Origin of the sequence: Bradyrhizobium sp. LTSP857, from assembly GCF_000938285.1 — a bacterium.
Lineage (GTDB): Bacteria > Pseudomonadota > Alphaproteobacteria > Rhizobiales > Xanthobacteraceae > Bradyrhizobium.
Map to the genome: position 1 here is coordinate 151863 of NZ_JYMS01000010.1, position 21039 is coordinate 172901.

The window sequence follows — 21039 nt, forward strand, 5'->3', positions numbered from 1 at the left end:
ATCGCAACATCTCTAAAGTTCGTCCAGCTGAGCCAGGCAGACGCGTGAGACAGGCCGGCCTCGCCGCGGCGAATGGCCGCCGGTCATTTCGGGGCGCGGCATTGTGCCGGCTTTTCCGAAGGCGCGGCGCAGCTCCATTCATAGTTGATTCCACATACGGCTAAGCGTAAACATCCGTCGAATTGTGCAGGATTTTTAGCATGCGGGCGAGAATATCCGGGCGCAATCTTCGCTGTCCGCCGGCCAATCCGGCCTGATCGTTGCTTCCCGCCGAGTTTCGCCGCATGCCCGGTGAATTGCAGATTAGCGAAGCCGTCGCAAGGGGCTATCCGCCCGCCGTGCTCTACCTGCGCAACGACGAGATCGTTACGACGGAAGTCTGCGCATTCAACTACTTCTCGATCTTCTTGAAGGATAATCCGGAAGTGGATGCCCATGTCTGGTGCTTCGACGGGGCGGGCAAGCAGGCTGGATATTGCCACAGGGAACTCGGCATCAACGGGCAATTGCAGTTGCAGACATCGCAGCTGTGCCCACGCGTTTCGGGAACGGTGGCGATGGCGCTGGTACCGAAACACGAGACCAAGCTTCGTCCTGGACGAAAGGTGACCACCGGCTATTACGCACAATATTTCTCGCAGCACGGTGCGATAACGTTGTCGCACGAGCGCGAGCCCGTCGCGGCAGCGCCGTTTCCGACCTCCGCCTGGATGCAGTCCTATCTCACCCGCTTCCTGAAGGAATCCGGCGTGGTGCTCGTGAACTCCTGCATGGCGCCCGAAGGCGCGTCGGTGGGGACGGCCCGGCTCATGGCTCTGGACGGCACCGCTTTGGGCGAGCGTGCACTTCCGGAAATCGCGCCGATGGGTGCGGTCCGCATCAGCACGCTGGATCTGTTCCCAGAGGCAGGGAAATTGGTGGGTGCGAACGAGGGGTTTGCCCTGGAATTCAAGGGTACCAACATCGCCAGCCCGTTCAGCTATTATGAATTTGCCAACGGCAAGTTCAGCTTGCATCATTTTTAGAGGCCGCCTCCGTGACACGTTTCTCGTCCAGTCCTTGGAAGCCTCATGAGCCCAGGTTCATGTTCCCGACTTTTGCGGGGATCGAGTCGCGCATGGGGTTCTCGATTCCCGCTTGGTATCGTCCGGTCGACATCCGGTATCTCCGCAGTCTCATCGCCGGCAGCCTGCGCAAGAACTTTCGCGAGACGGTCAAGGACCTCGTTCCCGAGCTCGCCAGCCTGGTCGCCTCGGGCTTCAGCAAGAAGCTCAGATTCAAACTGCACATCCTGTCGCGCCAGGGCGACTACCGGGCGACCTACGAGTTCCCGGAGAACTATGCGCCGGGGGCCACCGTCGAGGTCGAGCTGTCGCGCCTTTTCGCGTCGCTCAAGCTGCCCCAAGACGACTATCTGGTCATCGCCGTCATGTCGCGCGGACGCATGGACGGATTTCGATCCTCGCCTGCCAGCTTTTCGATGACCTATATCGATCAGGACAACGTCGCGATCTACCGCACCGGCGCATTTGCCCGGCCGCTGAATGAAGGCAGGCTGAAGGCGCATGTCGGATTCACCGGGATCAATCCGAAGATCATTGCGTCCAGCGACATCGTTAGCAGCCTGATGCTGATCAATCACTCCTCTGACCCCGCTTATTCCCATGCAGCGCGTCCGACGACGAGGCTGATCCGGGAGGATGGCGAGGAACTCGAGGCGGACTTCGGCGAAATTCCGCCGCTCGGGGCACGCGAGATGTCGGTCGTGGATATGTTTGGCAGTCGTGTGTTCGACTTCCTCAGGCCGTTCGGCGGTCGCGGAAGCACGGTCACCACCTGCACCGGGGTCACGCTCGCGAGCCTGCATTTGCAGCGCACGAATGATAACCGGCGGACGCTGTTGGGCATCGAGCACTCGCGCCCCGCGCACATGAATCTCGCCGGTATTTTGCAACACTGATTTGGACAATCGATTGTCAGAGCGTGGGTTAATGCTATCATCGCTCGGCGGTCCCGGCCGATTGCTGAACTTCGACGAGCGTATGAAGACCCCATCCCTCGGCCTCGTGCTGGGGTTCTGGGTCATTTCGAACGTTCTGGTCGTCGCATGGTGGTGGGCCGACATATCCGACAGGTTTCTGCCTGGCGTGCTGCGATATGCCGGAATAGCCTTCTTCGTGGGCGCCGCGCTCGTTCCGCTCGTGCTCCTGTTCAAGGTCCGAAGGAGTTTCTTCAATCCGGTCGTGCTGGGGCTGCTCGTCAGTTGTTGTCTTGCGCTGTCCATCACCGCCCACGAAGCCAATCTGCTGCGCGAGCGGCTGCAATTCAGTCTCGATCACGAGCGCGAGTTTGCCCATATCGATGCGGTCGAAGGCGTCATGCGGCCGTTGATCGCCAGGATCACCGAGGCTTACGTCCAGATCCTTGGCGACGACCACACCCGGGGCGGCTCCACGTTCCACACCCACATCGTCGTCAACTACATGTTCGACTCGCTGTCGTTCCTTGCAGTCTTCGCGCTGGCGACGCTGCTGCTTTCGCCCACCTCGGCATGGCTGTGCCTGCTGACCTTTGCGTTCTACACGCAGATCGCAATCTATCCGGGGCGCATGGGCCCTGTCTTTATCGCGGGCGGATTGTTCTGGCAGCTCTTTCTGCTGGTATCGCGTCAGTATCCAGCCGCGATCATTTCCGGGCTGATCATCAGTTTCGGGCGCACCGACGTCGTGTTCGCTTCGGCGTTCGCGCTTCTGAGCCTCGCGGCCTTCGAGCGGCGATGGCCAACGCCGAAGGAATGGGGCTTGTTCGGCGTGCTGGTCGGCATTTCAGTAGCTGTGCCGAAGATGTTGATCTGGATGCACCCCGGAACGGATTTCAAGTCATTCCTGATCACGCATGGCGATTACTTCTCCAAGCTCGTCGTCAATCTTCTGACCATGAAGCTCGCCGTGGCCATCGCCAGTCCCGTCCTCGCAATCGTGATCGTGAGGACGTTTGCGTTGACACGGACGATCGCCGTCGTCGTTCCGGCCGCTCTCGTCCATGTGGGGATCGTGTTTGTGATTGCTGATTTTTCCGAGACGCGGCTGATTGTACCTGCGCTGGCGGCGCTTGGTTTCGTCGCGAGCGAAGCGCTTGGAAAGCTGTTGGAAACGGGCGAGGCTGAGCGGAACGAGACGGCTGCATAGGACGCCTCACTCCGGCTGCATCGCACCTATTGCCATTTCGTCGACAGATGCGGGATCGGGCCGACCATCACCGTCGTATCTGCCAGCGAGCGAAGCATTGCCTGCCTGTCGCAAGACGAGATGAGGCAATGGTAGTAGTAGCTCATGGCGAGGCGCGTGCTGCTCAGGATTGGCGGCTTGGGCACCAGCGCTATCGTTGCCTGCACCCCTCTTGGATCCATGTTGCGGAATGCACTGCCCTCGGTCTTCAGCGCGGCGTCGATGTCCTGGAGAATGGTCGGGCCTTCGTGTTGGCCGGTGAAGGCGAAGAGTGGCCGCGCATCCCAGGCCGCATGAAGGGCGCCCGTCATCTCGGTCATGCCATAATAGGTATGGTCCGTTGTTCCAAGAAAACCGTCGGCAAGATTGAAGACAGCCGCCGGGGGCTCTTGATAGGCGACTTGCAGCTCGTCGATCATCGCCTCCTGCCGCAGCCAGCGCGCCTGCTGAAGGAAATAGCCGCTCCATAGCGAGCACAGGTTCACTGCGAGGATCAGCGCGGCTGCGAGCCAGGCGGCCCTGTCGGTGTGAAAGATCGCGCGGGAGGCGCGACAGACTCCGATTGCGCCGAGGCCGAGTGGAATGCCGAACAAAACCAGATGCCGACACTCGTAAAAATGATCGGTCGGGCTGATCCCCGATACGAGATAGGGGGACGCGAAACCCGCGAAGGCGACGGCTGCTGCAAGGAACGGCCATATTATTGTGCGCGCGGAAGGGGGAGCCGCATTGTCACGGTCCTGTCTCGCGAGGACCGCCACAAGCGCCGCTGCAATGACGAGCGCGAGAAGAGCCGGCCACATCGCTTCCTTGGCAAAAATTCTGGCCTCGCCCGGAATACGCGCAAATCCGAGGCGCCAGAAGCTGGTCAGGCCCGCAATCATGTCTTCGAGGCGAGGCAGTCTGATGTGATAGTAGCCCGTGTATGGCCCAATCTTCGGGAAGAAGTAGTTGGTTGAGAACCAGTAGACGACCGGGATGGCAATGAAGTCGGCGACGCGACCGATTCTCGACCGTCGGAGCCAGGCCTTCCAGCCGTCTGCGTCGCCGCTGGCCCCGGAAATCAGCAGCAGGGCGACGCCGAGGCCAACATAGTAGGCGACGATCAGCGAGTTGAGCGAGAAGCTGCAGAAGATCGCCAGCAGGCTGGCGATGCGCAGCTCCAGGCGGGGTTTGTCAGAGCTCAGGACGATCGCGAGCAGGTTGAGACCCAGGCAGAGCAAGGCGAGGCTGAAGAGATAGGTGGCCGTCAGCTTGGTCGCCCAATTGTGGAATTCGGCGTAGCTCCAGACCAGGAACGTAAATACGGCCGCTTCGAAGGTGGAGAATATCCGCAGCCGGAGCGTGAAGCCGAGCAGGCTGATTGCGCCGACCGCGATACCCGCCAGCGCCAGCAATTTCATGACGCCGATCGGATGGCCCGACAGATTGGCCAACGTGCCGTAGAGCCAGAGAAACGGATGACCGGCGCCGTGGAGCAGGAAGTCCATTTGCACCGGGAAACCTGGCTTGATTTCGAAAAGCAGCCAGTCCTCGCCGTAAAGACCGTCATTGACGGTCAACGGCGCATGGACGACCAGGAGCGCGCATACTACGAGTATGGCGGCAACGCGAGAGGTGTCATGGCCGGCCGCGCCAAGCACATTCGATGAAGGCTTAGTGAATCGCTGATCGACCGACATCGAAAATCCGGACGCCGCCAAACATCTGCTCAGTCAAAAATTGATCCGTTCGCGCTCGACGACGATCGGCCGTCGCCGGACTTGGTTGAAGATCGCAACGATATATTCGCCGAGAACGCCGAGGAAGAAGAGCTGCACGCCGCCGAAGAAGAACAGGCCGATGACGATCGTGGGAATGCCCCGCGGGCCGATATCGAAGCCCGCGATTTTGAGCAGGAACACGATGAACGCATAGGCAAAGCTCAGCGATGAGATGATTAGCCCGAAGAAGAACGCGGTCCGCAGCGGTACGGTCGAGAAGCTGATGGCGCCCAGCAACCCCTGGTCGATCAGGCTCGACAACCGGTTGCGCGATATGCCGTGCTTTCGCGCGAGCCAGGTGTAGGGCACGCCGATGGAGCGGAAGCCGCATTCGAACGGCATCATCCGCATGAACGGCTGGACGTCCTCGAATTGCTTCATGGCGTCGAGCACCTTGCGGTCGACCAGCTGGTAGTCACCGACATCGGCGGGATAGTCGACATAGGACATGCGGCTGATCATCTTGTAGTACAGATGCCGCGCCGTGCGGTTCAGGAAAGGTTCCTCCCGCCGCGCCCGGATGCCGAACACGATCTCGTAGCCTTGCTCCCAATGCTTGACGAAGGTCGGGATCAGGGCCGGCGGGTCCTGCAGATCGGCCGGCATGAACAGCACTGTGGCGTCGCCGGTCGAGGCGAGCACGCCGTTATAGGTATTCCTCAGCACGCCGAAATTCCGGGCGTTCACGATGACCTTGACCGACGGGTCCTGGGCCGCGAGCTCCTTCAGGATCTCCGCAGTCCGGTCAGTCGAGGCGTTGTCGCAGAAGATGTGTTCGCGCTCATAGCCCGGCAGCTCCCGATCGAAGATGTCCTTGACCGCTGCGTAGCACTCACGGATCCCCGCCTCCTCGTTGTAGCAGGGGGTCACAAGGCTGATCTTCTTCGGCATCAATCCTCCAGGACGTCCATCGAGGGAGATCAGTCACCCGCGGGTCGGAATCAGGCGGATGGCAGCCGCCCGGGGGCGGTTGGCGCACCGGTGGTGGGGTTGCCATCTTTCAATCGTTTCTTTAGCAGGTAAGCCGACAACTTCAACCGCTCCCGAAGCGGGGTAACAGATGTCCGATCTTGTTGACAAGACTGGGCTAATCGTTCTGATGTGATGTTTTCTGCTGGACGGGTGTGAGCATGAAGGCCGTGATTTTGGCGGGTGGGTTCGGCACTCGCATCACCGAAGAGAGCCACGTCAAGCCGAAACCCATGATCGAGATCGGTGGCAAGCCGATCCTGTGGCACATCATGAAGATCTTCTCGTCGCATGGCATTGACGAGTTCATCATCTGCTGCGGCTACAAATCCTATGTCATCAAGGAATACTTCGCGAACTACTTCCTGCACATGGCCGACGTGACCTTCGATCTTGCCAACAATACGATGGAAGTGCACCACAAGTTCGCCGAGCACTGGAAGGTGACGCTGGTCGACACCGGCCTCAACACCATGACCGGCGGCCGGCTCAAGCGCGTCAAGGATTACGTCGGCAATGAGACCTTTTGCATGACCTATGGCGACGGCCTTGCGGACGTCGATATCGGGGCGCTTCAGGCTTTTCATCACGCCCATGGGCGTCATGCTACGGTCACCGCCATCCAGCCGCCGGCCCGTTTCGGCGCGCTCGACATCGACGACGATGTCGTCCAGCATTTCGAGGAGAAGCCGCGCGGCGACGGCCGCTGGATCAACGGCGGCTTCTTCGTGCTGGAGCCCGCGATCTTCGACTATCTCGGCGACGACGCCACGATCTGGGAGCAGGAGCCGCTCAAGCGCTTGTCGCAGGACGGCCAGCTGGCGGCCTACCGTCACGCCGGCTTCTGGGAGGCGATGGACACGCTGCGCGACAAGCTGCATCTGGAGCAGCTCTGGGACAGCGGGCGGGCGCCCTGGAAGCGTTGGACATGAACGCCAGTTTCTGGACAGGAAAGCGCGTTCTTGTCACCGGCCACACCGGCTTCAAGGGCGGCTGGTTGGTCGCCTGGCTCCGCCATCTCGGCGCCGAGGTCGCGGGCCTTGCGCTGCCGCCAGCGACCACCCCCAGTTTGTTCGATCTGGCGCAGACCGGGCAGGACATGGTGTCGGTCTTCGCCGACATCCGCGATCCCGCTGCCGTCAAGACGGCGTTCGACCGGTTCCAGCCCGAGATCGTGTTTCACATGGCGGCGCAGGCCATCGTGCGCGCGTCCTATGAGGACCCTGTCGGTACCTACGCGACCAACGTGATGGGCACCGTGCATGTGTTCGAGGCGGTGCGGACGTCGGGCGTGCGCGTGCTGGTCAACATCACCAGCGACAAATGCTATGACAACAAGGAATGGGACTGGGGCTACCGCGAGATCGATCCGCTTGGCGGCAAGGATCCCTATTCCAATAGCAAGGCCTGCGCGGAACTCGTCACCTCGGCGTACAGGTCGTCGTTTTTCAGGGGAGCCAGCCGAATCGGGCTCGCCAGCGCCCGAGCCGGGAATGTGATCGGCGGCGGCGACTGGGCACAGGACCGCCTGGTCCCCGACGTGATCGCGGCCATTCGCAACCGCCAGCCGGTGCCGGTCCGGAATCCCGAGGCGGTGCGGCCATGGCAGCATGTGCTCGAGCCGTTGTCGGGCTATATTCTCCTTGCCGAGCATCTGTGGCGGGACCCGGCCGCCTTCTCCAGCGAATGGAATTTCGGTCCCGATGCCGACAGTGTGCGCACCGTGCGCTGGCTGGTCGACCGCTTGGCTGTGCTGTGGGGTGTTCCGCCGCAGCAGATGCCGCAGCCGGGGCAGCATCCGCACGAGGCGCGGCTGTTGTCGCTGGACAGCTCCAAGGCGCGGACCCGGCTCGGCTGGGCGCCGCGCTGGGATCTCGATCGTGCCGCATGCGCCGTCGTGGAATGGTACAAGGCGTTCGAGCAGGGCGCCGCGGTCAGGCCGGTGATGGTTGACCAGATCGACGCTTTCATGAACACAAAACGCGACTAGCTCAATTTCTCCGGCCCCAGCGGGCCGCAAACCGGATCCAATATGATGGCGACCACGTCGACGAGACCGCTCACCGAGATCAAGGGCTGCGAAGTCTGCGGCAACGACAAGCTCGTGCCGGTGCTCGACCTCGGCCTGCACCCGTTGTGCGACGATCTGGTGACGGTCGGCGATTCGCGCCAATGCCGCGAATATCCGATTCTGATCGATTTCTGTCCGACCTGCGCCACTGGCCACCAGCGCTTCCAGGTTCCGAAAGAAGATCTCTTCCCGAGGGATTATCACTATCGCTCGCGCTTCACCGCCGACGTGCTGTCGGGGATGAAGAGTCTCGTCGCCACATGCGCCGAGCGGATGGGGTCACTGACCGGCAAGGTCGTGCTCGACATCGGCTGCAACGACGGCAGCCTGCTCGATTTCTTTCGCGAGGCCGGCGCAAAGACGGCGGGTATCGAGCCGACAGGCGCGGCGCAGGACGCTGCCGCCAAGGGCCATTTCGTGGTGCAGAACTATCTCAGCACCGAAACTGCGGCTGAGATCCGTCGCGGCGTGGGTACGCCCGACATCATCACCTTCACCAACGTGTTCGCGCACATCGAGGACCTCAAGGGTGTGCTGGCGGCGCTGAAGGCACTGCTCGGGCACGACACGGTGATCGTGATCGAGAACCACTATCTCGGCGCGGTGCTGGACCGGCACCAGTTCGACACCTTCTATCACGAGCATCCTCGCACCTATTCGTACAAATCGTTCAGCTTCATCGCCAGGTCGCTCGGCCTCGACATCGCCAATGTCGAGTTTCCCGCGCGCTATGGTGGCAACATCCGGGTCATCCTGGGTGGGGCGGCATCGAAGGCGGGTGATGCCGTCGCGGCTGACGTTGTCGCGCGCGAAAACAATTTCCAGACCGAGTTTGCCCAGCTGGCGCGCGACGTCGATCTCTGGAAGGCGCGCAAAGGCGAAGAGCTGAAGACGATAATCGCGGCCCACGGCCCCATTCGCGCCAAGGCGTTTCCGGGACGCGCTGCCATCTTGGTCAAGCTGCTCGGTCTGACTGAAAAGGAAATCGTCGCGGTCCACGAAAAGCCGGGCTCGATCAAGATCGGACATTACGTGCCGGGCACCCGCATTCCGATCGTGTCCGACGACGAGTTGTTCGCGCGTGGCGACCAGGGCAAGCCGCTGCTCAATCTCGCCTGGCACATTTCGCCCGAGATCCGCCAGTACCTTTCCGATAACGGATACAAGGGCCCGGTGATCGACGTGCTTGGCGCCGGCGATTTCCATGCCTGAAGCACCCGTCTTCACGATCCTCGGATCGGGCTTCGGGATGTATGGATATCTGCCCGCGCTGATTGAGTGCGGGATGAAAGTGGCGCTGCCGGAGCGCTATCGTGCGGTGGTCGGTGGACGTAGCGAACTCGTCGAATATGTGCCCGAGGTGATCTGGTGCGCCGACCGGGACGATGCACTGGCGCGGTCGAACGGCGCTGTGGTTGCGCTTCGTCCGGCCGATCAAGCCGACTGGATGGCGCGGCTGGCCGAGATGCCCGAGATTCGCCAGCTGATCCTGGAGAAGCCGGTCGCGCCCACGCCGGAGGTTGCGATGCAGCTCCTGGAGGCTTTCGAGCGCACCGGCAAGCGCTATCGCGTCGGCTACACCTTTCGCTTCATGCCGTGGGCGGAACGGCTCCGCGCGGTGCTCGGTAAGGGCGCCGACGCCCTGTCGCTGGACTGGAGCTTCATGGCGCATCACTACCGCGCCAATCTCGCTAACTGGAAGAGATTCGACGCCAGCGGCGGCGGCGCACTCCGCTTCTACGGCATTCACCTCGTTGCGCTGCTTGCGGAGCTTGGCTACGACGATGTGTCGTCGTCGGTCATCTGTGGTCCGTCGGATGCGGAGGCGGCGTCATGGGAGGCGGTGTTCACCGCAGAAGCGCTGCCGCCGTTTGCGCTGCGCGTCGACAGCCACGCGGCGCAGACCTGCTTCAGGATAACGGCGGCCCAGCGCCGCGAGAGCGATCCCGTCATCGCCGATCAGCTCGATCCCTTTTCATCGGTGTCGCAGGCCTCGGTGAACGTCCGCGATTCCCGGGTCGACGTCCTGGCGCAGCTTTGCCGCTCGCTCGATGACGCCGACGCAGGCCATGCGCAACGTCAGCGTGACATCATCGCGCTCTGGGCACGGATCGAAGCCACGTCCCGCCGGAGCTCGGCCTCATCGTCATGAGTAGTGCCGGCGCCGTGACGCGTCACCAAACGCTTCTACCACCATCCATCACCAGGTTCTGGCCCGTCATGTAGCTCGATGCATCGGAGCACAGGAACTGGACTGCGGCGCGATATTCGTCGACCTCGGCCATGCGCCCCATCGGGATCAGGCGCGTCAGCCGTTCGACGAAGGCGGGATCCTGGTTGTTGAAGACGCCGCCCGGCGAGATCGCGTTGACGCGCACGCCGTGGTCGGCCCAGTAGGTCGCCAGATATTTCGTCAGCCCGATCAGTCCGTGCTTGATCACCGAGTAGGTCACGGGCTTGACCGGCTGTTCCTCTTCGCGTGTCACATGCGGCTGCCGGTAGAGCCGCTGGTCCGGCGCGATCACGCCGAGATCGGACGCGATGTTGAGGACCACGCCGCGGCCGCGCCTGGCCATCTGGCCGCCGAACTCCTGCGCGCACAGCATCGCGCCGGTCAGGCCGACGGCGATCTCGGTCTGCCATTGCGGCACCGGGAACGCTTCGAAGCGCGAGGAGTGCATGACGCCGGGGGTCGAGGTCACCTTTGGATCGATGGCGGCGTTGTTGACGAGGATATCGATGCTGATGCCGCGGCCCGCGAGCTGCTCGTTCGCGGCGCGCACCGATTCCTGCGAGGTAACGTCGATCGCGAGTGCGACCAGATCGGCGGAGGGCGCGTTCTGCCTCAGCGCGGCGACAGCCGCTTCGGCCTGCGCAAGGCTGACGTCGGTGACGACGACGCGCGCGCCTGCCTCGGAAAGCGCTGCGACATGCTGACGCCCGAGCAGGCCGCCGGCGCCGGTCACGAGCGCGGTGCGTCCAGTCAGGTCGTAGCGGGAGGACGGGCTTGCCATCGGAAGGCTCCTGTTCAGCTGCGCAACTGGCCGCCGTCGGCAACCATGACGCAGCCGGTGATGAATGCCGCACGGGGCGAGGCGAGGAACGCGACGAGGTCGGCGACCTCTTCCGGCTTGCCCAGCCGGCGCAGCGCCACCTCGCGCACAAGCATCTCCTCGACCGCAGTCGGGTTCTCGGCGAGCTTGCGTGCCCAGGTGCCATCGGTGGCCAGAATATTGCCCGGCGCGACCGCGTTGATGCGGATACCCTCGAGCGCCAGCGGCCGCGCCAGTCCGCGCACGGTCGCGTTCAGGGCCGCCTTCGCGGCGTAGTAAGTGACGGGCGCGCCGAGCGCTGCCATGCCTGCGATCGAGGAGATGCAGATGATGGAGCGGTCGCCGCTGCCGCGCGCCATCAGCGGGCGGGCAGACCCGATCATGTTGGTCGTGGCGAGGAAGTTCAGGTCCATCATCCGAGACCATTCTGCCGCAGTTTCCTGGCCCGGCGGCACGGACGCCCCGCTGCCGACATTGCAGACGAGGATGTCGAGCCGGCCCCACTGCTTTTCGACGTCAGACGCCAGTGCCGCTGCGGCGGCCGGATCGGTGACGTCGGCCATGTGAACCGAGCTGAGTGCGCCGACCGCCGCGCGCGCTGCGTTCAGAGCATCGGCGCCGCGTGCCGCGAGCGCGACCTTGGCACCCTCCGCGGCGAGCGTGGTGGCAATGGCAAGGCCAATGCCACGGCTCGCGCCGGTGATGAGGGCGACACGATCGTCAAGCTCGAGCTTCATCGCGCCGCGTCCTCGATCCAGCTGACCGTCATGTCACGATACTTTGCCAGCGCGCCCGCGTGGTCACCGTCCGTGGCGCGCGCGGTTTGCAGGATGTATTGTCCCTTGTAGCCGGATCGCTCGATCAGCCGGATCGTCTTGGCGAGATCTGCGTTGCCGGTGCCGAGCGGCACCGTGGTGCCGCCGAGAATGCGGTCCTTGATGTGCACGTTGAGGATCCGTGGCGCATAGGCCTCGATCTCCTCGGTGCTGTCGTAGCCGAGCGAGGCGCTGTTGCCGCTGTCGTAATTGATGCCGAACACATCGGCCGGAAAGGCTTCCATGAACCGGGCAAGACCATGCGGCGGCAGGTCGGATTCGAAGACGATCTTGACGTTCCGCCTTGCCAATTGCTCGCGGCGCGCGATCAGCACCCGCTTCAATGTATCGCTTTCGCTCTCGCGCTCGATCTTGCCGTTGTCGACAAGCGGGATTACGACGAATTCGATGCCGATCCGGCTGCAGGCGGCAATCATGAGATCGAGGTCGGCGACGAGCGCGTCATGTGCGGCGGCGTCGACCTTCCAGAACGGCGCCTGCATGAAGCAATCGCCGGTCAGGCTTGGAATGCGCAGGCCATTCTCGCGCGCCAGTGTCGCGATCTCGTTCTGGCCGGCTTCGGTCGTGAGCGGATTTTCCCGTAGCCGCTCCTGGTCGATGGTCCATTCCATCCGCGTCAGGCCGAGCGCTTTCGCGCGCGGAAACTCGTCGCGCCACTCGGTCCAGGGGAACGCCTGGATCTTGCCGTCGACCAGGGCCGACAGGCGTCCCTGCATGAAGCCGATGCGTTGCAGTATTGCAGTCACGATTTGCTATCCGAGCTGATGGCGAGGCCCTTGGCGGTCCAGCCGCCGTCCACAAAGAGTTCCTGGCCGGTCACATAGGCCGACGCTTCCGACGCCAGGAAGACGGCGGCTCCCACCATGTCGGCAGGCTGGCCCCAGCGGCCGAGCATGGTGTGGCGGCGCCGGTCCTCATGCATCGCGGGATCGGCAAAACTCTTTGCGGTCATCTCGGTCGCGACATAGCCGGGCGCCAGCGCGTTAACGCGGATGCCGTCGGGCCCATAGTCGGCGGCAAGCGCCCGCGTCAGTCCGGCGAGTCCCGCTTTCGCCGCGACGTAGCCGGGATTGCCGGGAAAGCCGCGGATCGAGTTGATGCTCGTGACGTTGATGATCGCAGCCGAGCCCGCGTTCTTCAGAAGCGGGTAGGCGGCAAGAATGGTGGCGTAGACGCCGGTGAGGTCGGTCGCGACCGTGGCGCGGAAGCGCGCCAGCTCGCTTTCAGCGCTCTGGACCGGAAGGCTGATGCCGGCTGCGTTCACCAGAGCGTCGACGCGTCCGCCTTGCGCGGCGATGGCGCCGAAAGCACGCTCGATCGCCGCATCCTCCGAGAGATCGCAGGCAATGGCCGTCACGCCCTGCGGCGCGGTGCCGGAACGGCTGAGACCGAACACCGTGGCGCCGGCCTCCTTCAGGCCGGCCGCAATTGCAGCACCGATACCGCGCGACGCGCCGGTCACGACGGCGATTTTTCCTGCGAGAGAGAAGGCGTTGAGGTCAGGCATAACCGTAACTGCGCATGATGGCGGCACAGAGCTTGACGTCTTCCGGGCGGTCGATCTGGAACATCTTGTGACGCTCCATCACGTGAAAGCCGATCTTGCCGCCGAGACGATTGTTCTGTTCGCGCAGGAGTGAAGGGATCAGGACGTAGAACGAGCCGTTCTCCAGATAGCGTTTCTCGATCTGCTGCCGCATGCGGCGATTGCGATAGTCGTAGTTGATCGGCTCCGGCCCGCTCGCGCCGATGCGCCAGTTGAAATAGTCCTCGACCTCGCAGACCGAGAGCAGGCTGTCGAGATGCTCGCGATCGAAGATGTCGAGCGCCTGTTCGAGATCGCCGGGCTCGCGGATCGGCGAGGTCGCCTGGAGCGCGACGATGCGCTCGAACCGTCCCATCCGCTCGTCGATGGCGTCGAGCGCGTGCAGCCAGGCGGATTCGGAGGAGGCGAGGTCACCGGAAATGTCGTCGGGGCGCCGCACGCCCACCGCGCCGGCGGCTTCGGCCGCGGCGAGGATCTGGTCGCTGTCGGAGGACACGGCCACCACATCGACGCCACGCGCTGCGCGCGCCTGTTCGACCGTCCACGCGATCAGCGGCTTGCCGCAGAGATCGAGCAGGTTCTTTTGCGGAATTCCCTTCGAGCCGCCACGTGCGGCGATTACGGCGAGCGTCTTGCGCGGCATTAGATGTGCCCCTCGAGACGTTCGAGCGCGGTCCAGAAGCCTTCGCCCATGTTCTTGTGGCCCTGCCATATCTCCGGAATGAAGGATGCGGTCGGCGCATGCTTGCGCAGCACCTTCCCGATCTCGTCGAAATCGATCTCGCCTTCGCCGACCTGGAGGCCTTCGCCATCGAGCCCCTTGGCGTCGCCGAAATGCAGATGCGCAGTGTGCGGTCCGAGCTGGGCGAGGCCTTGCGCGAAATCGAAGCCGAAATGGTTGGCAGCCAGTTTTGTGTGAGAGATGTCGACGCACATGCGCAGATCATGCTTGGCGCAGAACGCGGCCGACTCTTCTGGGAAGATGAAGATGTTCTGGTGGCGCTGCCCGCCAAAGTGCCAGGGGAACGGCGCCATGGTCTGCGGCGTCAGCTCGACGCCGTCCATGTCGAGCTCCTTCAGGCTCTGCGCGAAGATGCGATAGCGTTCGGCCTTCTCGTCCGCCGGCAACGGCTCGTCCATGGTGAAGCCGCCGATATTGGCGACGATCGGCGGGCGCTTCGTCTTGGGGAAGAACTTCTTCAGGCCGCGGGTGATGTCGATCACCGCCTGGGTCTGCTCCAGCGAGTAGCGCCGCAGCGCCTCGTCGGGCGTGGCGAGATCCATCAGCTTGGAGCCGGCAAACAACTCCGGCGCGTGCACGACGAAGCCGAGATCGTAGGTGCCGGACAGATAAGCCGCCGGGTCGCGCTCCATGTCGCTGTAGCTGAGATGGAACTCGATGATGTCGGGCTCGCAGATTTCGAGAAAGCGTGCGGTGTCGTGATAGCGCACCGGGACGCCCCAGGGCCGGTCGAAGCGGTAGCGCCGAGCTTTGGCGGCGCCCTCGTCGAGGTCGCTCTGGAAGAAGTAATCGTCCGCCGCCATCCTGCGCTTGAGAGTCTTGCCGATCAGCGCCGGCATCTTCAGGGGCGACAGGCCCTGGCCCGGGCTCTTCACGGCGATGTCGTCGTCGGAGATGACAGTGCCGGCTTCGATGTCGCGCGCGGCGACGAGGCTTTTCGCGAGATTCTCGCGGTTGATCAGCTCGCCCTGGCTAAGTGCGCGCTCGGCGAGCTTCTCGCCGCGCGCCGCTTCGACCTCGCGGATGCCCGAGACGAGCGCCTTGAACTCTTCCGGCTCCAGGCTCGCAGCATGGTCGGGGCCTTCCATCTCGCGGTCGAGCGTGATGTGTCGCTCGATGACGACGGCGCCGAGCGCTACGGCGGCCGTGGACACCGCGGTGCCGCGCTCATGGCCGGAATAGCCGACCAGCGGGTGGATCTCCCGCAGCGTCTCCATGAAGCGCAGATGGATATTGTGAAGCGCGGCGGGATAGGTGCTCTGGCAGTGCAGGATCACATAGCTCGAATTGCGCTCGTCGAGGAATTTGGCCGCGGTTCTGATCTCGGCGGTCGTGCTCATGCCGGTCGAGACGATCAGCGTCTTGCCGGTCGCGGCGAGTTTTGCGAGCAGGGGAAGGTTGGTGAGGTCGGCGGAGGCGACTTTGTAGGCGGCAACGCCGAAGCCTTCGAGCACCGCGACGCTCTTCGCGTCCCAGGGCGTGCAGAGATATTGAATGCCCTTCGAGGCACAATAGTCGGCGATCTTCTTCTGCTGCTCCGTCGTGAGCTCGAAGCGGCGCAGCAGGTCGAGCGTATACTCGACAGCGAGGTCGTCGTCCTTTCCGGAGAGCGAGGAAGCGCGGTAGACCTCGTCGAGCTTGCGCATCTGGAATTTGGCACAATCCGCGCCGGCCGCGACCGCCGCATCGACCAGCGCGATGGCGCGATCGAAATCGCCATTGTGGTTGTTGCCGATCTCGGCGATGACGTAGCAGGGCTGGCCGTCTCCCAGAAGGCGGTTGCCGATGCGGACTGACGCTGGTTGTTTGGGGGATATCATCAACACTCTCGTCTCAAATGCGTCAGCCGGCGCGCGCGGGGAAGCGCGATTTCCACGTCCGCAATCCATTCTCCTCGAACATGATGCGCGCGCAGCTATGTCCTCGCTGCTCCAGCGCAGAGATCAGCGGGTAGCGCTCGAACGGACGCACGAAGAACATGAAATAGCCGCCGCCGCCGGCGCCGAGCAGCTTGCCGCCGACCGCGCCGTGCGATTTGGCGAAATCGTAGATGGCGTCGAGATCGTCGGAGGAAATTTTGGAGCTTAGTTTGCGCTTGGCGTGCCAGGCTTCGTCGATGAGACGTCCGCATTCCAGCAGCCGGCCGCGCAGGAGATGCCTGCGGATCTCGCGCGTCACTTCCTTCTGCTTGGCAGCGGCGGCCACTGCGTCGGTCGTCTCATGCTGCGCCTTCTGATCGCGATGGATCGCGCCGGAATCATGACCCGAACCGGTGTAGCAGAGCACCAGGCTCTCCTCGAGCTCGGCGATGATGTTGGCGTCGAGGCGCAGCGGCACGATGGTGTTCTGGTCGGAGGAGAACTCCATGTGATTGAAGCCGCCGAACACGGTGGCGTATTGGTCCTGCCAGCCGCCGGGAATGTTCAGCATCAGCCGTTCAGCCTGGAATGCCATCTCGGCGATCTCGTGGCGATCCCACTGGTCTGAACGGAATTCGTTGAAGCAGCCGATGATGGCCGATGAGACGACCGCCGAGCCGCCGAGGCCGGAGCCGACCGGAAAGTCGGCGGAGACCTCGAGCTCGAAGCCGTAGGTCGGCTTGATCAGGCGCACCACCGACTTGATCAGCGCGAGATCGCCGCCGGTGCCGAGTCCGGCGAGATTGTCGGCCTCGATCGTGCAGCGGAAATCGTGCGAATAGATCCGGATTCGGGCATCGCTCCGGCGCCGTAACGTAGCATGAGCATACATCTTGATCGTCGCGTTGATCACCGCGCCGCCGTCATTCGCCACGAAGTAATGTGTCAGGTCGGTGCCGCCGCCCGAGAAGCTAATCCGCACCGGCGAGCGGGCGCGCGCGAACACCTCGCTCTCTTCCGACAGGTTGAACAGCTCGCGGCTGAACACGTCGACCAGCCGGCCGTCGCCATCGAGGATCGGTACGACGTGAACGCGCTGGTCGAGCAGCTTGAGGATCTGCTCTCGCGGTCCGCCGGCATGCGCCCAGACGAAGCTGCGGTTGACGCAGGCTGCGACCTGGTCGTGGATGGTGATGCCCGTCAGCATCCGGCGGCGGATATCGCCATCGGTCACAGCGCCGACGATTCGCCCGCTGGTATCCTGCGCAAAGAGGATGCCGAGCTTGTTGGCGTTGAGGCGCCGGAAGGCTTCCTCAATCGTCTCAGTCTCGGCGATGGTGACGAGGGTTCGCTCAAGCACGTTTTTGGTCCAGGGAAGGCCGAATTCTCCCGGCCACAGAAGGCGCATGCCCGGTTCGCTGACCGTCCGGTAATACGGGAGGCGTTGGGGCGATGCAAGGTTCCGGTGGCGCCGATTTAGGCGTCGGCCCGGGGGTGTCGCGTCCGGGCGGAAAAGCGGGCTGGCCGGGATGCCGGTTTGGCGGCGAAACAGCGGGTGAAGCGCGATTTACATTGCTTTCAGTTCCTATAGAAGGCCTCCCCGGAGGTATGCACGAATGTATGTGATTGGGATCAGCTCCGGTATCAAGCACGGTCATCATGACGGCGCAGCCGTCCTGCTTCGAGACGGTGAGTTGATCGCTGCGGCCGAGGAGGAGCGTTTCACGCTGGCCAAGCACGCGCGCGGCGAACTTCCACGCGGCGCGATCGGTTTCTGCCTGAAGCAGGCCGGCATCACCATGCGCGACGTTGATTGGATCTGCTCGCCGCTGAAGACCTACACGAATTACACGCAACGCCTCACCGAGTATTTCAAGTACCAGTTCGGGCACAGCCCGAAGATCGAGCTCTACGACCATCATCTTTGTCACGCCGCGAGCTCGTTTTACGGATCCGGCTTCTCGGAGGCGACGGTTGCCTGCTTCGACTTCTCGGGCGATTCCAGCTCCGGCTTCGTCGCGCATGCGCGCGGCAACGACTTCCGCGTGCTGACGCGGTTTGGCCGCCACAACAGTCTCGGGCTGTATTACGGGATGCTGACGCAGTATCTTGGCTATCAGATGACCAACGACGAATACAAGGTCATGGGCCTGTCGTCCTATGGCAGTCCCGATTATCTCGATAAGTTCGCCAAGCTGCTGCGTCCCAACGGCATCAGCTACGAGCTCGATCCCGAGCTCGACAAGCGCCGGCGCGACGCGGACATCTACACCAGCGATTTCTCGACGCGGCAGGAACGCATCTTCACCGAGAAGATGGAGGAGATTTTGGGGCCGCGCCGGCTGCGCGGCGAGCCGCTCGACCAGCGCCTGACCAACATCGCCGCAAGCGGCCAGAAGCAACTCGAGATCGTCACCACCGAGGTGATCCGGTCCGCGATCCGGGAGACCGGCTGCGGCGATGTCTGCATCGCCGGCGGCGTCGGGCTGAACTGCAAGATGAACATGGAGATCGCAGCCGAGCCGTCCGTGAAGCGTCTCTACGTTCCGCCGGTGCCGCACGATGCCGGTGTGGCGCTGGGCGCCGCGATGATGAAATGCGCGGAGGCGGGCCATGCGATCGCGCCGCTGACGCACGCCTATTGGGGTCCGGAATATTCCAACGACACGATCCGGGAGACACTGGACAAGATCGGCGCGCGGTTCGAGCTGCTAGATGATCCCGTGTCGCGCTGCGTCACTGATCTCGCGGAGCAGAAGACCGTGGGCTGGTTCCAGGGGCGGATGGAGTATGGTCCGCGCGCGCTCGGCAACCGCTCGATCCTGGCCGATCCAAGCCACGCCAGCATGAAGGATCGCATCAACCTCACGATCAAATATCGTGAGGAGTTCCGCCCGTTTTGCCCGTCGGTGCTGTACGAGCGCCAGGCCGAGTATTTCGAGGACACGTTCGACGCGCCCTTCATGGTGGTGACGTTCCCGGTCAACCAGAAAGTCGCCGAGACGATGCCTGCGGTGGTCCATGTCGACAACACCGCGCGCATCCAGAGCGTCCACGCGGACAGCAATCCGCTATATAGCCGCCTGATCGGCGAGTTCGCGGAAGCGACCTCGTTGCCGGTTCTGATCAATACCAGCCTGAACATCAATGAGCAGCCGACGGTGAATGCGCCGCTGGAGGCACTGCATACGTACTTCTGCTCGGGTCTGGACGTGTTGTATCTCGGCAACTATCGGCTGTCGAAAGCGGGCGGCTAACAAGGGCTGACCTAGGCAGACAATGTCCATCTGGCCTCGCTGCGGTTTTGCTGTCACGATCGTCTTTGACAATTTCCTTGGTGCGCGGTGCGACCGGCCTTGACCGCAGTTTCAATCCGCCATTCACTTCCCGTTGGGCTCGCGAGGCAATGCGATATCTTATCTCGATCCGGAGCTTTCGTGCATGAATGACCAGACAATGCCATTCGTCGGGGCGAGCCTTCGTGGCCGACAAAATCGCGGGTGGTGGGTCATTTCCTGCATATGTCCTGTCCTGTTTCTGCTGTTCTTTTTTGCCCTCACTGCCTTCTCGGATCCTCAACACGACGATTTCTGTTTCTCCTATCAATACGCGGAACAAGGATTCATCGGAGCGACCGACGCGTTCTACGGAGGATTGGGCGGCCGTATCGTGCCGTACCTCTTGATCGAGCTGCCCGCTGCGATCGCCCAGGCGACGGGTCTCGACCTACTAACAGCATACGCCCTCACCATGGCAGCCGGTTTTGTGGCATTCGTCATGGGGTCTGCTCTAGCGATCGTTCGCGCCTGGCCGGCTCTTCGCGGGGTTCCTTTGATCTTCGTCATCGTAACGTTCTGCGCAGCCGTCATCGGCACCTCGACGAGCGTCCGAGACCTTCTTTATTGGCTGCCGGGTGCCGCGTGCTACGTCCCAGCTGCCGTTGTTACGGTCGTCATCGTTGGGGAGTGTTTCCGCGCGTTGGACACCGGCGGCCGGTTTTCGGGGCTAGCAACATTCAACATGGCGGTTGGCGGCTTCATCTCTGCCACGTGCAATGAATTTACTGCGGTCTGGCTTGTCGCCCTTCTGGCGGGCTCCGTGCTGGCGCGTCGCGTGCTCGATCAGGATCTGCAAATCGGCCATCATGTGACGATCGCGGTCGTCGTTCTCATCGGGTGGATCGTGGTGATCAAAGCACCTGGCAATACTGTTCGCATGTCGCAGTTTCACAGCAGTGGAAACCTGTTTCATTCTCTGTTGGAGGCCTTCCGTTTCGCTCTGGTCGGCCTCGGCCAATTTCTTGGCGAGCCGACTGTCATCGGATGGCTCATCACGATCGCCGCGGTGACCTTGGCAGTTCCTGAATCGCAAAGGCCCGCTCACTCGCGTATGACTGGCTTGGCGCCTGCGCTCGCCATTTTCTCGCTTGGCTGTTGCTATTTCGAATACTTCGCGCATGAATTCTCGACCGGTATTCGCTTGGTTGAGCGAGCACAGAACCAAGCCCTCATTCTGCTTCTCTTCACCTCGGGGCTTGCGGTTTCGCTGCTGGTTCGCGCGTATCGGCAGAACATTTGTCAGCTGTTGCCGGATCGTGCGTTATTGTCATTCACTTCGAGCGCTCTGCCGCTCGTATTGGGCGGGCTGGCGCTAGCATGTCTTGCCGTGAGCAACACTTCCCGTGTCCTTTATTCGGAGGCAAAAAGCCTCTATCCGTACTGGCGAGAAACGGTTGCTCGACACAAGCTGCTGTTGACATCACCCAATCAGATCGTTGTGGTGCCGGAGCACAAGTGGAAGCCCTCTATCCTTCTCAGCGCGGACGTGATGGTGAACACGGAGTGTATCGCCAAGTATTTCGGTAAATCCGCAATTGAAGTACCGGCGCCCAGATCGTGAAATCACGGGAGTGGCCGTGATCTTTCGATTTCCCTTCGTAACACTACACCAGCCTCAACATAGTCGATTAGTTT

The 21039-nt window shown here is 62.6% G+C and carries 18 protein-coding genes; 9 read left to right on the forward strand and 9 right to left on the reverse strand.

The genetic code is table 11. From position 1 onward, the window contains the following. Positions 1–284: 284 nt before the first annotated feature. From UP06_RS06415 to UP06_RS06425, 3 genes are all read left to right on the forward strand, one after another. Entirely contained in the window at positions 285–1025 is a 741-nt protein-coding gene (locus tag UP06_RS06415; protein ID WP_045001569.1) for a hypothetical protein, read from the forward strand. Between the two features lie 59 nt (positions 1026–1084). Further along, on the forward strand, positions 1085–1960 hold the full coding sequence (locus UP06_RS06420) for a hypothetical protein (RefSeq protein WP_045001442.1): 876 nt from the start codon (positions 1085–1087) through the stop codon (positions 1958–1960). Positions 1961–2042: 82 nt separating this feature from the next. After that, a complete protein-coding gene (locus UP06_RS06425; RefSeq protein ID WP_197087129.1) occupies positions 2043–3188 on the forward strand; it encodes a hypothetical protein in 1146 nt (381 codons plus the stop codon). Positions 3189–3214: 26 nt separating this feature from the next. Here the strand turns inward: UP06_RS06425 and UP06_RS06430 are convergent, their stop codons facing one another. Both UP06_RS06430 and UP06_RS06440 read right to left on the reverse strand, forming a co-directional pair. Next, positions 3215–4909 (reverse strand): hypothetical protein, encoded by a 1695-nt coding sequence (locus UP06_RS06430; RefSeq protein WP_156162809.1) that lies wholly within the window; start codon positions 4907–4909, stop codon positions 3215–3217. Between the two features lie 33 nt (positions 4910–4942). Further along, complete coding sequence (locus UP06_RS06440) at positions 4943–5881, reverse strand: glycosyltransferase family 2 protein (protein ID WP_045001448.1); 939 nt, start codon at positions 5879–5881, stop codon at positions 4943–4945. A 239-nt stretch (positions 5882–6120) separates the two neighbouring features. Here UP06_RS06440 and rfbF point away from each other — a divergent pair, with 239 nt between their 5' ends. The 4 genes from rfbF to UP06_RS06460 are packed head-to-tail and all read left to right on the forward strand — an operon-like array spanning position 6121 to position 10182. Continuing rightward, positions 6121–6891, forward strand: a complete 771-nt coding sequence (gene rfbF, locus UP06_RS06445) for a glucose-1-phosphate cytidylyltransferase (protein WP_045001450.1) — start codon at positions 6121–6123, stop codon at positions 6889–6891. After that, complete coding sequence (rfbG, locus tag UP06_RS06450) at positions 6888–7949, forward strand: CDP-glucose 4,6-dehydratase (RefSeq protein ID WP_045001452.1); 1062 nt, start codon at positions 6888–6890, stop codon at positions 7947–7949. Before rfbF ends, rfbG begins: the two co-directional genes overlap by 4 nt. Positions 7950–7991: 42 nt before the next feature. After that, positions 7992–9242, forward strand: coding sequence for a class I SAM-dependent methyltransferase (locus UP06_RS06455; protein ID WP_045001453.1), 1251 nt, complete (start codon positions 7992–7994; stop codon positions 9240–9242). Beyond that, positions 9235–10182, forward strand: coding sequence for a Gfo/Idh/MocA family oxidoreductase (locus UP06_RS06460; RefSeq protein WP_045001455.1), 948 nt, complete (start codon positions 9235–9237; stop codon positions 10180–10182). The genes UP06_RS06455 and UP06_RS06460 overlap by 8 nt, the downstream gene beginning before the upstream one ends. Positions 10183–10204: 22 nt before the next feature. Here the strand turns inward: UP06_RS06460 and UP06_RS06465 are convergent, their stop codons facing one another. From UP06_RS06465 to UP06_RS06495, 7 genes are read right to left on the reverse strand one after another with little or no spacing between them, the layout of a single operon-like run. After that, on the reverse strand, positions 10205–11044 hold the full coding sequence (locus UP06_RS06465) for an SDR family oxidoreductase (RefSeq protein ID WP_045001457.1): 840 nt from the start codon (positions 11042–11044) through the stop codon (positions 10205–10207). A gap of 14 nt (positions 11045–11058) precedes the next feature. Then, entirely contained in the window at positions 11059–11820 is a 762-nt protein-coding gene (locus UP06_RS06470) for an SDR family NAD(P)-dependent oxidoreductase (RefSeq protein WP_045001458.1), read from the reverse strand. Continuing rightward, positions 11817–12665 (reverse strand): sugar phosphate isomerase/epimerase family protein, encoded by an 849-nt coding sequence (locus UP06_RS06475; RefSeq protein WP_045001460.1) that lies wholly within the window; start codon positions 12663–12665, stop codon positions 11817–11819. The genes UP06_RS06470 and UP06_RS06475 overlap by 4 nt, the downstream gene beginning before the upstream one ends. After that, positions 12662–13426 (reverse strand): SDR family oxidoreductase, encoded by a 765-nt coding sequence (locus UP06_RS06480; protein WP_045001462.1) that lies wholly within the window; start codon positions 13424–13426, stop codon positions 12662–12664. Before UP06_RS06480 ends, UP06_RS06475 begins: the two co-directional genes overlap by 4 nt. Then, positions 13419–14108 (reverse strand): acylneuraminate cytidylyltransferase family protein, encoded by a 690-nt coding sequence (locus UP06_RS06485; protein WP_045001464.1) that lies wholly within the window; start codon positions 14106–14108, stop codon positions 13419–13421. The genes UP06_RS06480 and UP06_RS06485 overlap by 8 nt, the downstream gene beginning before the upstream one ends. After that, a complete protein-coding gene (locus UP06_RS06490) occupies positions 14108–16027 on the reverse strand; it encodes an N-acetylneuraminate synthase family protein (RefSeq protein WP_245305422.1) in 1920 nt (639 codons plus the stop codon). Before UP06_RS06490 ends, UP06_RS06485 begins: the two co-directional genes overlap by 1 nt. Positions 16028–16049: 22 nt before the next feature. Continuing rightward, complete coding sequence (locus UP06_RS06495) at positions 16050–17426, reverse strand: GHMP family kinase ATP-binding protein (protein ID WP_050031566.1); 1377 nt, start codon at positions 17424–17426, stop codon at positions 16050–16052. 256 nt (positions 17427–17682) lie between these two features. Between UP06_RS06495 and UP06_RS06500 the strand changes: the two genes are divergently transcribed. Then, positions 17683–19323: a carbamoyltransferase family protein gene (locus UP06_RS06500; RefSeq protein ID WP_045001468.1), complete on the forward strand. Its 1641-nt coding sequence runs from the start codon at positions 17683–17685 to the stop codon at positions 19321–19323. A 184-nt stretch (positions 19324–19507) separates the two neighbouring features. After that, complete coding sequence (locus UP06_RS06505) at positions 19508–20965, forward strand: DUF6056 family protein (protein ID WP_050031563.1); 1458 nt, start codon at positions 19508–19510, stop codon at positions 20963–20965. The last annotated feature ends 74 nt before the right edge of the window (positions 20966–21039 follow it).

What these genes read in the sequence shown, in the direction of transcription:
- UP06_RS06490 (WP_245305422.1), bottom strand. Translation starts at nt 16,027, where the DNA reads ATGATATCCCCCAAACAACCAGCGTCAGTCCGCATCGGCAACCGCCTT.
- UP06_RS06505 (WP_050031563.1), top strand. Translation starts at nt 19,508, where the DNA reads ATGAATGACCAGACAATGCCATTCGTCGGGGCGAGCCTTCGTGGCCGA.
- rfbF (WP_045001450.1), top strand. Translation starts at nt 6,121, where the DNA reads ATGAAGGCCGTGATTTTGGCGGGTGGGTTCGGCACTCGCATCACCGAA.
- UP06_RS06425 (WP_197087129.1), top strand. Translation starts at nt 2,043, where the DNA reads ATGAAGACCCCATCCCTCGGCCTCGTGCTGGGGTTCTGGGTCATTTCG.
- UP06_RS06460 (WP_045001455.1), top strand. Translation starts at nt 9,235, where the DNA reads ATGCCTGAAGCACCCGTCTTCACGATCCTCGGATCGGGCTTCGGGATG.
- UP06_RS06440 (WP_045001448.1), bottom strand. Translation starts at nt 5,881, where the DNA reads ATGCCGAAGAAGATCAGCCTTGTGACCCCCTGCTACAACGAGGAGGCG.
- rfbG (WP_045001452.1), top strand. Translation starts at nt 6,888, where the DNA reads ATGAACGCCAGTTTCTGGACAGGAAAGCGCGTTCTTGTCACCGGCCAC.
- UP06_RS06420 (WP_045001442.1), top strand. Translation starts at nt 1,085, where the DNA reads ATGTTCCCGACTTTTGCGGGGATCGAGTCGCGCATGGGGTTCTCGATT.
- UP06_RS06500 (WP_045001468.1), top strand. Translation starts at nt 17,683, where the DNA reads ATGTATGTGATTGGGATCAGCTCCGGTATCAAGCACGGTCATCATGAC.
- UP06_RS06455 (WP_045001453.1), top strand. Translation starts at nt 7,992, where the DNA reads ATGATGGCGACCACGTCGACGAGACCGCTCACCGAGATCAAGGGCTGC.
- UP06_RS06415 (WP_045001569.1), top strand. Translation starts at nt 285, where the DNA reads ATGCCCGGTGAATTGCAGATTAGCGAAGCCGTCGCAAGGGGCTATCCG.
- UP06_RS06480 (WP_045001462.1), bottom strand. Translation starts at nt 13,426, where the DNA reads ATGCCTGACCTCAACGCCTTCTCTCTCGCAGGAAAAATCGCCGTCGTG.
- UP06_RS06465 (WP_045001457.1), bottom strand. Translation starts at nt 11,044, where the DNA reads ATGGCAAGCCCGTCCTCCCGCTACGACCTGACTGGACGCACCGCGCTC.
- UP06_RS06430 (WP_156162809.1), bottom strand. Translation starts at nt 4,909, where the DNA reads ATGTCGGTCGATCAGCGATTCACTAAGCCTTCATCGAATGTGCTTGGC.
- UP06_RS06470 (WP_045001458.1), bottom strand. Translation starts at nt 11,820, where the DNA reads ATGAAGCTCGAGCTTGACGATCGTGTCGCCCTCATCACCGGCGCGAGC.
- UP06_RS06485 (WP_045001464.1), bottom strand. Translation starts at nt 14,108, where the DNA reads ATGCCGCGCAAGACGCTCGCCGTAATCGCCGCACGTGGCGGCTCGAAG.